The sequence below is a fragment of the Streptomyces sp. LS-MS-L19 genome (genome assembly GCF_058382285.1).
Window position 1 is genome coordinate 1,821,488 of sequence record NZ_JBYCLL010000001.1, and the last position, 12,280, is coordinate 1,833,767.

Annotated in this window: 12 protein-coding genes; 7 read left to right on the forward strand and 5 right to left on the reverse strand. The window is 71.4% G+C overall.

Annotated features, from left to right (window positions below; translation table 11 throughout):
• Positions 1-34 precede the first annotated feature (34 nt).
• The gene (argH, locus tag AC2XR2_RS07970; protein ID WP_491514657.1) at positions 35-1,459 is read right to left on the reverse strand and encodes an argininosuccinate lyase; all 1,425 of its coding nucleotides are present in this window, start codon (positions 1,457-1,459) and stop codon (positions 35-37) included.
• Between the two features lie 216 nt (positions 1,460-1,675).
• On the opposite strand from argH, the gene AC2XR2_RS07975 reads away from it, so the two are divergent.
• Both AC2XR2_RS07975 and AC2XR2_RS07980 read left to right on the forward strand, forming a co-directional pair.
• Positions 1,676-2,578 carry a hypothetical protein gene (locus AC2XR2_RS07975; protein WP_491514658.1) on the forward strand — a complete coding sequence of 301 codons (903 nt, stop codon included), beginning with the start codon at positions 1,676-1,678 and terminating at the stop codon, positions 2,576-2,578.
• 121 nt (positions 2,579-2,699) lie between these two features.
• The gene (locus AC2XR2_RS07980; RefSeq protein ID WP_449350150.1) at positions 2,700-3,287 is read left to right on the forward strand and encodes a pyridoxamine 5'-phosphate oxidase family protein; all 588 of its coding nucleotides are present in this window, start codon (positions 2,700-2,702) and stop codon (positions 3,285-3,287) included.
• A 3-nt stretch (positions 3,288-3,290) separates the two neighbouring features.
• Here AC2XR2_RS07980 and AC2XR2_RS07985 read toward each other — a convergent pair whose 3' ends face one another.
• Both AC2XR2_RS07985 and AC2XR2_RS07990 read right to left on the reverse strand, forming a co-directional pair.
• Positions 3,291-4,733 (reverse strand): sensor histidine kinase, encoded by a 1,443-nt coding sequence (locus AC2XR2_RS07985; protein WP_491514659.1) that lies wholly within the window; start codon positions 4,731-4,733, stop codon positions 3,291-3,293.
• Entirely contained in the window at positions 4,730-5,470 is a 741-nt protein-coding gene (locus tag AC2XR2_RS07990; RefSeq protein ID WP_449350148.1) for a response regulator transcription factor, read from the reverse strand. Before AC2XR2_RS07990 ends, AC2XR2_RS07985 begins: the two co-directional genes overlap by 4 nt.
• A gap of 148 nt (positions 5,471-5,618) precedes the next feature.
• Between AC2XR2_RS07990 and AC2XR2_RS07995 the strand changes: the two genes are divergently transcribed.
• From AC2XR2_RS07995 to AC2XR2_RS08015, 5 genes are all read left to right on the forward strand, one after another.
• Positions 5,619-6,965, forward strand: coding sequence for a ferredoxin reductase family protein (locus AC2XR2_RS07995; protein ID WP_381306559.1), 1,347 nt, complete (start codon positions 5,619-5,621; stop codon positions 6,963-6,965).
• A 20-nt stretch (positions 6,966-6,985) separates the two neighbouring features.
• Complete coding sequence (locus tag AC2XR2_RS08000) at positions 6,986-7,414, forward strand: FMN-binding protein (protein WP_381306556.1); 429 nt, start codon at positions 6,986-6,988, stop codon at positions 7,412-7,414.
• A 77-nt stretch (positions 7,415-7,491) separates the two neighbouring features.
• On the forward strand, positions 7,492-8,874 hold the full coding sequence (locus AC2XR2_RS08005) for a ferredoxin reductase family protein (protein WP_381306553.1): 1,383 nt from the start codon (positions 7,492-7,494) through the stop codon (positions 8,872-8,874).
• 29 nt (positions 8,875-8,903) lie between these two features.
• Positions 8,904-9,695 carry an FMN-binding protein gene (locus AC2XR2_RS08010; protein WP_381306550.1) on the forward strand — a complete coding sequence of 264 codons (792 nt, stop codon included), beginning with the start codon at positions 8,904-8,906 and terminating at the stop codon, positions 9,693-9,695.
• Positions 9,688-10,488, forward strand: a complete 801-nt coding sequence (locus tag AC2XR2_RS08015) for an FAD:protein FMN transferase (protein ID WP_491514660.1) — start codon at positions 9,688-9,690, stop codon at positions 10,486-10,488. Before AC2XR2_RS08010 ends, AC2XR2_RS08015 begins: the two co-directional genes overlap by 8 nt.
• A gap of 70 nt (positions 10,489-10,558) precedes the next feature.
• Here the strand turns inward: AC2XR2_RS08015 and AC2XR2_RS08020 are convergent, their stop codons facing one another.
• Both AC2XR2_RS08020 and AC2XR2_RS08025 read right to left on the reverse strand, forming a co-directional pair.
• Positions 10,559-11,104, reverse strand: a complete 546-nt coding sequence (locus AC2XR2_RS08020) for an arginine repressor (RefSeq protein WP_020138005.1) — start codon at positions 11,102-11,104, stop codon at positions 10,559-10,561.
• A 19-nt stretch (positions 11,105-11,123) separates the two neighbouring features.
• Positions 11,124-12,266, reverse strand: a complete 1,143-nt coding sequence (locus AC2XR2_RS08025) for an acetylornithine transaminase (RefSeq protein WP_381306612.1) — start codon at positions 12,264-12,266, stop codon at positions 11,124-11,126.
• Positions 12,267-12,280 lie beyond the last annotated feature (14 nt).

Sequence of the window (12,280 nt, forward strand, 5' to 3'; positions counted from 1 at the left end):
GCCGTCGTGGCTGGTCGCGCAGTTCCCCGCGCCCCTAACCTCGTTCTGCCCACTGGTGTTGAGCTGCCAGGTCCTTCTTCACCTCTGCCAGCTGGACCGCCACCGCACTCGGGGCCGTGCCGCCCCTGCCGCTCCTCGATGCCAGGGCGCCCGGGACGTTCAGGACCGTGCGGACCTCGGGGGTCAGGTGGGCGCTGATCTTGGCGAACTGGTCGTCCGTCAGGTCGTTCAGTTCCTTGTTCTCCGCCTCGGCCGCCTTGACGCACTCGCCGGCGACCTCGTGGGCGACGCGGAAGGGGACGCCCTGCTTGACCAGCCACTCGGCGATGTCGGTGGCGAGGGAGAAGCCGGCCGGGGCCAGTTCCTCCATGCGCTCGCGGTTGACCGTGAGGGTGGCCATCATGCCGGTGAAGGCGGGGAGCAGGACCTCCAGCTGGTCGCAGGAGTCGAAGACCGGCTCCTTGTCCTCCTGGAGGTCGCGGTTGTAGGCGAGGGGCAGGGCCTTCAGGGTGGCCATGAGGCCCGTCAGGTTGCCGATCATGCGGCCGGACTTGCCCCGGGCCAGCTCCGCGATGTCCGGGTTCTTCTTCTGCGGCATGATCGACGAGCCCGTGGAGAACGCGTCGTGCAGGGTCACGAAGGAGAACTCCTTCGTGTTCCAGATGATGACCTCCTCGGCGATCCGGGAGAGGTTGACGCCGATCATCGCGGTGATGAAGGCGAACTCGGCGACGAAGTCACGGGAGGCCGTGCCGTCGATGGAGTTGCCGACCGAGCCGTGCTCGAAGCCGAGGTCCTTGGCGACCGCCTCCGGGTCCAGGCCCAGGGAGGAGCCGGCCAGGGCGCCCGAGCCGTACGGCGAGACCGCCGTGCGCTCGTCCCACTGGCGCAGCCGCTCCGCGTCCCGGGACAGGGACTGGACGTGGGCCAGCACGTGGTGCGCGAACAGGACCGGCTGGGCGTGCTGGAGGTGGGTGCGGCCGGGCATCGCCACGTCCGGGTGGGCCTCCGCGAGGCCGACCAGGGCGTCCTGGAGCTCGGCGATCAGGCCCCCGATGATCCTGGCGTGGTCCCGCAGGTACATGCGGAAGAGGGTGGCGATCTGGTCGTTGCGGGAACGGCCCGCGCGGAGCTTGCCGCCGAGGTCGGGGCCGACGCGCTCCAGCAGGCCCCGCTCCAGGGCGGTGTGGCAGTCCTCGTCGGCGATGGTGCCCACGAAGGAGCCGTCGGCCACGTCGGCCTCCAACTGGTCGAGTCCGGCGAGCATGCGCTGGAGTTCGTCCTCGCTCAGCAGGCCCGCCTTGTGCAGCACGCGCGCGTGGGCACGCGAACCGGCGATGTCGTAGGGGGCGAGCCGCCAGTCGAAGTGGACGGACGCGGACAGCTTGGCCAGGGCCTCGGCGGGACCGTCGGCGAAACGACCGCCCCAGAGCCGGACGTCACCGCTGTTGCTGCTCACTTGCGTTGCTCCTCACCGCTGCGCTCAACCTTATGCATGATTATGCAGAGCTCTGCATGATTCGTCAATTCGAGCCCGGCACACCGCCCAGTCTCCGGGTCGTCGAAGAATTTGCGGCCCCTTTGAACACCGGAAACCGCTTGCTCGTATTCCTCGCCGAACGCAGGCGCCGCGTTTGTCAAGAAGACCACTCCCGACCCCGAGTGAGGCATCCGCATGTCCAGGGCTCTTCCGAAGTACAACCAGCGCCGCGTGGCGATCATCGGTGGCGCCGCCGCCGTGGCACTGACCGGGGCGATCGTCGCCGGTACCGCCCTCGCCGGGGAGACCTCCAAGAGCAGCAACAACGCCACCGCCCGCACGCTGGCCTCCCCCGGCACGATCAGCTGCCCGGACGTGGCCTCGAAGCTGCCCGCGGTCCCGGCCACCGCCAAGGCCGAGGTCGACCGCAACCTGGCCCTGCTCAACACGCAGATCGCCGAGGCCAACAAGCGGCTCGTCGACACCGTCGGCCAGGGCGGACCCAACTTCGTCAACAACGCCATCCTCGGCCCGCTGAAGGACAAGCGCGTGGCCACGGTCAACCGCATCGCCACGGCCATCGGCCGCACGGCGGCCAAGCCGACCGGCCTGGACGCGCTCGCGCCGTGCACGCTGAACGGCGCCGGCGCGACCGGCAACAACACCGGCAACGCGGGCGGAAACGCCAACACGGGCAACGGCAACGCGAACGCGGGCAACGCCAACGGCGGAGGCAATGCCAACGCCGGGGGCAACGCCAACGGCGGAGGCAACGCCAACGCCGGGGGAGGTGCCGCGACCGCCGCCGGCACGATCAGCTGCCCGGACGTGGCCTCGAAGCTGCCCGCGGTCCCGGCCACCGCCAAGGCCGAGGTCGACCGCAACCTGGCCCTGCTCAACACGCAGATCGCCGAGGCCAACAAGCGGCTCGTCGACACCGTCGGCCAGGGCGGACCCAACTTCGTCAACAACGCCATCCTCGGCCCGCTGGCCGACAAGCGGAAGTCGACCATCGACCGCATCGCCATCTCCATCGGCCGTACCGCCGCCAAGCCTCAGGGCCTCGACTCCCTGGCCGCCTGCACGCTCACCAAGTGACGTGACAGGCGCTGTGGCCGCCCCGTGTGAGCGCCGGCCGGGGCGGCCACGGGCATGTCCACGCAAGTGGATGCCCGAGTTCCTTAGACAGGCGAAAGGTCTGCACCCATAATGCTTAGACATGGGAAAGACCTATGAACGCATAGACGGCCGGCTGCGCACCTTCATCGAGGCGCAGCCCCTCTTCTTCACCGCGACCGCTCCCCTCTCCGGCGACGGCACGGTCAACCTCTCCCCCAAGGGCCTGCGCGGCTCGTTCGTCATCCTCGACGAACTCACCCTGGCCTACCTCGACTTCGCCGGATCCAACGCCGAGACGATCGCGCATCTGCGGGAGAACGGCCGGATCACCCTGATGTGGTGCGCGTTCCAGGGACCGCCGAACATCGTGCGGGTGCACGGGCGCGGTGAGCCCGTCTTCCGGGACGACCCACGCTTCCCGGACCTGCTCTCCCACTTCCCGGACATCGATCCGACCCAGCACGGCCTGCGGGCGATCGTGGTCGTGACGGCCGACGTGGTCCGGGACTCCTGCGGTTACGCGGTGCCCTACATGTCGTACGACGGTGACCGCGAGCTGCACGCCAAGCGGTTCGCGCGCGAGGACGACGACTCGCTGAGCGCGTACTTCGCCAAGAAGGACCACATCGCCACGAGCCTGGACGGGCTTCCCGGACTGCCGTTGCCGTTGCCGCCGTCCGCCGTGTGACGTTCACCCGCCGGCGAACCGGACCGTGAACGTCGTCGATCCCGGACCGCTCTCCACCGTCACCCCTCCCCCGTGCGCCTCCACCACCGCCGCCACGATCGACAGCCCCAGGCCCGCGCCGCCGGTCTCCGCCTTGGTGCTGCGGTCGGCGCGGGTGAAGCGTTCGAAGACGCCCGGCTGGACGTCCTCGGGGATGCCGGGGCCGTCGTCGTGGACCTTCAGCCGGACCGTGGCGCCGTCGGTCTCCAGGGTCACCGTCACCTTGGTGCCCGCCGGGGTGTGCAGGCGGGCGTTGGACAGCAGGTTGGCCAGGACCTGCTGGAGGCGGTGCGCGTCGCCCGTCACCGTGACGGGGTCCTCGGGGAGGTCCAGCTCCCAGCGGTGACCGGACCCGGTGGCCCGCGCGTCCGTGAGGGCGTCCAGGACAAGGCGGGTGAGGTCGACGGGGGCGGCCTCCAGCGGGCGGCCCGCGTCGAGGCGGGCCAGCAGGAGCAGGTCGTCGACCATCGCGCCCATGCGGGTGGACTCGGCGGCGATGCGTTCCAGGGCCCGGGTGACCTCGGGCGGGACCGGGCCGGGGTGCAGCAGGGCGAGTTCGGCGTGGCCGCGCACCGAGGCGACCGGGGTGCGCAGCTCGTGGCTGGCGTCGGCGGCGAAGCTGCGCAGCCGCTCCTCGCTCGCGTGGCGCTTGGTGAGCGCGTCCTCGACATGGCCGAGCATGCGGTTGAAGGCGCCGGCGACCCGGCCCACCTCACTGCGCGGGTCGGACTCGGGGGCCCGGGGCGGGAGGGCCACCTCCCCGCTGGCCAGCGGGAGTTCGCTGACCCGGGTGGCGGTCGCCGCGACCCGGCTGAGGGGGCGCAGGGCCCAGCGCACCCACAGGGCGCCCGCGACGCCGGTGGCCGTGAGGGCGGCGCCGAAGACGATCCCGGCGAGCAGTTCGAGTCGGTGCACGGTGGCCTCGACGGGCTCCAGGGGCAGCCCGGTGATCAGGACGTCGCCGTCCAGTCCCCGGGTGGCGACGACCCGGTAGTCGTCCAGGGTGGAGAGGTGGACGCTGTGGCCGCGTCCGTCGGCCGGGACCCCCGCGAGCCGTTTCCGGTCGTCGGTGCTCAGGTCGGCGTTCAGGGTGCCGCTGGAGCGGACGACGGCCGCGTTGGTGACCGTGCCGTCCACCAGCCGGGCGCCGAAGGTGCCGGTGGCCTGGCGGCGGGTGTCGGCGTGCTCGTCGCCGTCGTGGTCGTCCTTCTGCGGTTCCCCCTCGTGTTCCAGGCTGACCGCGAACCTGTTGCCCGCCTCGGTGAGCTGCTCGTCCAGGCGGCTGGTGAGGAAGCCGTTCAGTCCGAGCACCGCGGCGACACCGACCGCGGCGCAGCTCACCGCCAGCAGCACCACCAGGCCGAGGGTGAGCCGGGCCCGCAGGGTGTGCGGCCTGAGGTCCCTCACGGCGTCACCGGCTTGATCACATAGCCCGCCCCGCGCACGGTGTGGATCATCGGCTCCCGGCCGGCGTCGACCTTCTTGCGCAGGTAGGAGATGTACAGCTCGACGACATGGGCGCGGCCCCCGAAGTCGTACGACCACACCCGGTCGAGGATCTGCGCCTTGCTGAGCACCCGGCGCGGGTTGCGCATGAGGAAGCGCAGCAGCTCGAACTCGGTCGGGGACAGGTCGATCAGCTCGCCGCCGCGGGTGACCTCGCGGGCCTCCTCGTCCATGACCAGGTCACCGACGGTCAGTCGCGGGCCCTCGTCGAGCTGGCGGGCCATGCCCGCGCGGCGCAACAGTCCGCGCAGCCGGGCGACGACCTCCTCCAGGCTGAACGGCTTGGTGACGTAGTCGTCGCCGCCCGCCGTGATGCCCTTGATGCGGTCCTCGACGGCGTCCCGGGCGGTCAGGAAGAGCACACACACGTCGGACTTCACGGTGTGCAGGGCGCGCAGGACGGCGAAGCCGTCGGTGTCCGGGAGCATCACGTCCAGGACCACGGCGTCGGGCAGCAGTTCCCGGGCGGCGGCCACCGCCGAGGCGCCGTCGCCCGCCGTGCGGACCTGCCAGCCCTCGTAGCGCAGGGCGCCGGAGAGGACCTCGGCGAGGTCCGGGTCGTCGTCGACGACGAGGACGCGCAGCGGGGTGCCGTCGGGGCGGGTGAGGGCGGGGCGGCCGGAGCGGGTCGTGTTCATCGCCTTTCCAGGATCTCCCCCGGCGCAGGAGTCGGACAGCGCGGGATGCTCTGAGTTTCCTCTGAGTGGGCTCAGCGGGTGCCCGTTCAGAGGGTCCTCAGAGGTTGCCCTCGCACAGTGGTGCCAGGACAGGCGAAAGGACACCCCTATGACCACCGTGTACGAGCGGCGGGCCGCACCGGCCGTGGCGCCGCCCGCGCGACGATCACCCGCGGGTGTCGTGCTGGCCCTGCTCTGGGCGGGGGCGGCGGCCGTGATCGTCCTGTGGTGGGCGGACACCGGTTCCGTGGTCGGTACGGCGGGCTGGCTGACCGGTGCCGGGCGGATCGCCGGGCTGCTGTGCGGGTACGCCTGCGCGGTGCTGGTGGGTCTGATGGCGCGGGTCCCGCTGCTGGAGGAGCGGATCGGCTCGGACCGGGTGGCCCGCTGGCACGCGATGGCCGGCCGGTACACCGTCTGCCTGCTGCTCGCGCACATCGGACTGATCCTCGCCGGGTACGCGGCCCAGGACGGCGCCTCGCTGTGGCACGAGACGCTCACGGTGGTCCTGGACTATCCGGAGATGCTCAAGGCGACCGCCGGCACGGTGATCCTCCTCGCGGTCGGCGTCACCTCCGCGCGGGCGGTGCGGCGCCGGACCGGCCACGAGTTCTGGTACTACGTCCATCTCCTCACCTACGCGGCCGTGTTCCTCGCCTTCGGTCACCAACTGGCCCTGGGCAGCGACCTCCAGGGCCACTCCGTCTTCTGGTACGTCCTGTACCTGGGCGTCGCCGCCCTGGTGCTGTGGTTCCGGGTCCTCGCCCCGGTGCGGCTGAACCTGCGGCACCGGCTGCGGGTGGAGTCGGTGCACCAGGAGGCGCGGGGCGTGTGGTCCGTCGTCGTCGCCGGGCGCGAGCTCGACCGGCTCGGCGCGCGGTCGGGGCAGTTCTTCCGCTGGAGGTTCCTCGCGCCGGGCCTGCGGTGGACGTCCACGCCGTACTCCCTGTCGGCCCCGCCCCGCCGCGATCGCATGCGCATCACGGTTAAGGCGCTCGGCGACCACAGTACGGCCGTGGCGCTGCTGCGGCCCGGCACGCGCGTGTGGGCGGAGGGGCCGTACGGCTCGCTGACCGGGGACCGGCGGACCGCAGCCAGGTCGCTGCTGATCGCGGGCGGGGTCGGGATCACCCCGCTGCGGGCCCTGTTCGAGACGCTGCCGGGTGAGGTCACCCTGCTGTACCGGGCGCGCTCGGTCGAAGACCTGGCGCTGGGCGGGGAGTTGGAGGCCCTCGCGCGGTGGCGCGGGGCGCGGGTGCACTACCTGCTCAACGGGCCGGACGGGCAACGCCCGCGCGTGACGGCCGAGTTGCTGCGGGCCGCCGTACCCGACGACCTGGCCGGGCGGGACGTCTACCTGTGCGGGCCGCACGGGTTCGCCCGGGAGGTGTACGAGGCGCTGCGCGCCGCCGGGGTGCCGGACCGCCGGATCCACCACGAGTCGTTCGAACTCTGAGAGCTGTGAGGCCGTAGGAAATGCACGCGTTGAGGAAGAACCACCCGCTGCGCCGGATCGTGCTGGCGAGCGCTGCGACGGTCTCCGGCATGGTGCTGCTGCTGTCCCTGAAGCCGCACACCACACCGGCCGCCGTCGTGTCCGCCGGCGCGACCGCCCCCGCCGTCCAGGGCACCCGGACCGTCACCGGCGACTCGGTGCAGACCCGCTGGGGGCCGGTACAGGTCCGGGTCACCGTCAAGGACGGCAGGCTCACCGACGTGACCGCGGTCGTCTACCCGACGGACAACCCAAGGGACCAGGAGATCAACAGCTACGCCCTGCCCCGGCTGCGGACCGAGGCCCTCACCGCCCAGAGCGCGGACATCGACACGGTCTCCGGGGCCACTTACACGAGTGACGGTTACCGCCAGTCACTCCAGTCCGCACTGGACTCGGTGAGCGGCTGAACACACCGGCGCCACGGCACGTATCCAAGGACCAAGGGACCACGCCCACCCCCCTTGCCCCCGTCCCCGGAGGAAACGTGACCACGACGCTCGCAGGCGGCCGCGCCGCCCGCCGCCAGACGATGCGCCGCATCCGCCCGCGCCGTTCCCCGGCGACCGTCCTGCTGCTCGCCGTCTGGGCGGGTGCGGCCGGTGTGCTGTGGCTGTGGTGGCACAACACCCCGTCCGTCGCCGACGACAACAGCAAGATCCTCAACGCGGGCCGGATCACCGGCCTGCTGGCGGGCTATCTGATGGCGCTCGTGGTGCTCCAGATGGCCCGGGTGCCCGCGCTGGAGCGCCGGGTGGGGTCCGACCGGGTGGCCCGCTGGCACGCGATGAGCGGCCGGTACACGCTCTGCCTGACGGTCGCCCACGTGTTCCTGATCATGTGGGGGTACGCCCTCCAGGCCGGCAAGGGCCTCGGCGACATCGTCCAGCAGACGACGGACTCCATCAACCAGCTGCCGGACATGGGCAAGGCGGCCATCGGCACCGGCCTGCTGTTCCTCATCGGGCTGATCTCGATCGGCGGAGTGCGCAGGCGGATTCCGTACGACACCTGGTACCACGTGCATCTTCTGACGTACGCGGCGGTCTTCCTGACCTTCTGGCACCAGCTGACCACCGGCAACGACTTCGCGGTCGAACCGGTCGCCAAGACCGTCTGGTACGGGCTGTACGGCTCGGTCACCGCGCTGGTGATCTGGTACCGGATCCTCACCCCGATCCGGCTGAACCTGCGGCACCGCATGTACGTCGAGGCCGTGATCGAGGAGACGCCCGGCGTGGTGTCCGTCCTGATCGGCGGCCGGAAGCTGCACCGGATGGGCGCGGAGGCGGGCCACTTCTTCCGCTGGCGGTTCCTCGCGCCGGGCATGCGGTTCAGCTCCCACCCGTACTCGCTGTCCGCGGCGCCCCGACCGGGCATGCTGCGGATCACGGTGAAGGCGATCGGCGACCACAGCGAGCGGCTGCGCGAACTGGAGCCCGGCACCAAGGTGTGGGCCGAGGGTCCGTACGGCGCGATGACCGCCCAGCGCCGCAGCCGCGGCAAGGTGCTGCTGGTGGCCGGCGGTGTCGGCATCACCCCGATGCGGGCACTGTTCGAGACGCTGCCGGGCGCGGCCGGTGACATCACCCTGCTGTACCGGGCCAACACCACCCAGGACCTGGCCCTGTGGGACGAACTCGCCGCCATCGCGGACGAGCGCGGCGCCCGGTTGATGTACGCGGTGAACAGTCCGGACGGGGAGCGCCCGGACATCTCCGCGGAGTCCCTCCAGCGCAAGCTCCCCGACATCGACAAGCACGACGTGTTCATGTGCGGGCCGAACGGCTTCGCGCAGTCCGTGTACGAAGCACTGCGCGGCGCGGGTGTGCCCGCCCGCCGCATCCATCACGAGTCGTTCGAGATGTGAGCGACGGGAATCCAGGAGCTGTTGAAGCGATGAGGAAGTCTCACCCCGTCCGTCGAGTCGTGCTCGCGACGGCCGCCACCGTGTCCGGTGTCGTGCTGATGCTGTCGCTGAAGCCCTCGTCGGACCCGGCGTCCGCCCAGGCGGGCGGCACGCTCCCGCAGCAGACGGCGGCGGCCCAGGAGTCGGCCCAGGGCGGCACGGGGGCTGCCGCCGGCGGCCAGGTCACCGGGGACGTCGTCCAGACGCAGTACGGTCCGGTCCAGGTCCGCATCACCGTCAGCGGCAACAGGATCACCAAGGCCGAGGCGGTCCAGGCGCCCAAGGGCGGCGAGAGCGACGCGAAGACCGCGCTGTCCATCCCGAAGCTCACCCAGGACACGGTCGCCAAGCAGAAGTCCGACGTCGACACGGTCTCCGGGGCGACCTACACCAGCGAGGGCTACAAGAAGTCGCTCCAGTCCGCGATCGACAAGGCGAACCAGGCCGCGTCCCAGGCCCAGCCGTCGGCGCAGCCCTCCCAGCCGGCGGGCGGTGGCGGAGCGGCGGCCGCGAAGACGGTCACCGGCGCGGTCTCCCAGACGCAGTACGGCCCGGTCCAGGTCCGGATCACGGTGAGCGGCGGCAAGATCACCAACGCCGAGGCGGTCCAGGCGCCGAAGGGCGGGACCAGCGACCAGAAGACGGCGCTGTCGATCCCGAAGCTCAACCAGGAGGCCGTGGCGGCCGGCAGCGCGGACATCGACTCGGTGTCCGGGGCCACCTACACCAGCGAGGGCTACAAGAAGTCGCTCCAGTCGGCGCTGGACCAGGCCGGTGGCTGACACGGTGGCCGAGCCGGCACAAGCTCCCGCCGCGGTACGTCACGTGGAGGAGGTCATGGGGACGGTCTTCTCCTTCGACGTCCGCGGCGGGGAACCCGTTGCCGTACAGACGGCGGTGCGGGAGGCGGTGGCGGGGCTGCACCGCGTGAACGAGGTGTTCAGCACCTACCGCGACGACAGCCAGGTCTCGCGCCTGGCCCGCGGTGAGCTGACGGTCGCCGACTGCGACGCCGAGGTCGCCGAGGTCCTCGAACTCGGCGCCGAGGCCGAGCACTTGAGCGACGGCTGGTTCAGCATGCGCTACGAGGGCCGCCTGGACCCGACGGGCATCGTCAAGGGCTGGGCGGTGGAGCGCGCGGCCCGACAGGTCGCTCTCGCGGGAGCCACCGGAGTGAGCGTCAACGGCGGCGGGGACGTACAGCTGCTGGGCGTACCGGGCCCCGAACGCCCGTGGCGCGTGGGCGTCTCGGACCCGCTCCGTCCCGGCGGCCTGGCGGCGGTCGTCTCGGCAGCGGGAGCGGCGGAGCTGGCGGTGGCGACGTCGGGCTCGGCCGAGCGCGGCGCCCACATCGTCGACCCCAGAACGGGCCGCTCCGCGGTGACGGACCTGCTGGCGGTGACGGTGGTCGCCCCCACTTTGACCTGGGCGGATTGCTGGGCAACAGCAGCTTTCGCGATGGGTTCGAGGGAGGGCCTGACCTGGCTCGAGTCCTTGCCGGACGTGGAGGCACTACTGATCACGGCCGGCGACGAGGTGCTGATCACGGGGGGCCTCGCAGCTCGACTCGGGTGACTGGATGTTTTCAGGGGCGCGGGGAACTGCGCGACCAGCCCCCACGAACCCGCACCCGACGAACCACCCCTCAATGCCCGTTCTGAGCCAACCGCAACAAGTGCTCAGCCAGCGCCTGCCCCCCGGTCGGGTTCCGGCTGATCAGCATCAACGTGTCGTCACCGGCGATCGTCCCCAAGATGTCATGCAGCTCAGCCTGATCAATCGCCGACGCGAGGAACTGCGCCGCCCCCGGAGGAGTCCGCAGCACCACAAGATTCGCCGAAGCCTCCGCGGAGATCAGCAGCTCCTGCGAGAGCCGCCGCATCCGCTCCTCCTTCGCCGACTCCCCGAGCGGCGCCCGAGGGGTCCGGAAACCCCCCTCGCTCGGCACCGCGTAGATCAGGTCGCCGTCGGTGTTGCGGATCTTCACCGCGTTGAGCTCGTCGAGGTCCCGGGAGAGCGTCGCCTGCGTGACGCTCAGCCCGTCGTCGGACAGCAGCTTCGCCAACTGGCTCTGCGACCGCACCGGTTGCCGATTGAGGATGTCCACGATCCGGCGGTGGCGCGCGGTACGCGTCTGCGGCACGGCGGGCCCGGCGCCCCCGTTGTGCTCGTGCTCCTGCGCATGACTCATCGTCGTCTCATTCTCCGGATCATCCGTCCGCCCTGGCCACGTCCAGGATGCCGGGGAGCGCCTGAAGAAGCGCGTCCGCTTCGTCGTCGCCGAGGTTCAGCGGCGGCATCAGCCGTACGACGTCGGGGGCGGGCGCGTTCAGCAGGAAACCGGCGTCCTGAGCCGCCTGCTGCACCTGCGGCGCGAGCGGCTCGGTGAGCACGATACCCAGGAGCAGCCCGGCACCCCTGACATGGTCGATCGACGGGTGTCCGAGTGACTCGATCCCGTCCCGCAACCGCTCGCTCTGCCGCTTGACGTTCTCCAGCAGGCCGTCGTTCGCGATGGTGTCGAGGACCGCGAGTCCGGCGGCGCAGGCGACCGGGTTGCCGCCGAACGTCGTCCCGTGGTGCCCCGGCTGGAGCAGCTCCGCGGTCCGCCCGAAGGCGACGGTCGCGCCGAGCGGCAGTCCGCCGCCGAGCTGCTTGGCGAGGGTGACCACGTCGGGCAGCACGCCTTCGTGGGCCTGGTACTCGAACCAGTGCCCGGTACGGCCGATGCCGGTCTGCACCTCGTCGAGGACCAGCAGCGCGCCCTTGGCCGCCGTGATCGCCCTGGCGGCCTTGAGGTAGCCGACCGGGGGCACCACGACGCCGTTCTCGCCCTGGATGGGCTCGATGACGACGAGCGCGGTGTCCTCGGTGACCGCGGCGGCCAGGGCCTGCGCGTCGCCGTAGGGCACATGCGTGATGTCGCCGGGCAGCGGCAGGAAGGGGGTCCGCTTGGCGGGCTGGCCGGTGAGGGCCAGGGCGCCCATGGTCCGGCCGTGGAAGCCGCCGTCGGTGGCGACCATGTGGGTGCGTCCGGTCAGCCGGCCGATCTTGAAGGCGGCCTCGTTGGCCTCGGCGCCGGAGTTGCAGAAGAAGACCTTGCCGTCCCGGCCGAAGAGCTGGAGCAGCCGCTCGGCGAGGGCGACGGTGGGCTCCGCCATGAAGAAGTTGGAGATGTGGCCGAGGGACGCGATCTGCTTGCCGACCGCCTCGACGATCGCCGGGTGCGCGTGGCCGAGCGCGTTGGTGGCGATACCGCCGACGAAGTCGAGGTACTGGTTGCCCTCGCTGTCCCAGACCTTGGTGCCCGCACCGCGGGCGAGGGGCAGCCGGGGGGTGCCGTAGTTGTTCATGAGCGAGCTCTGCC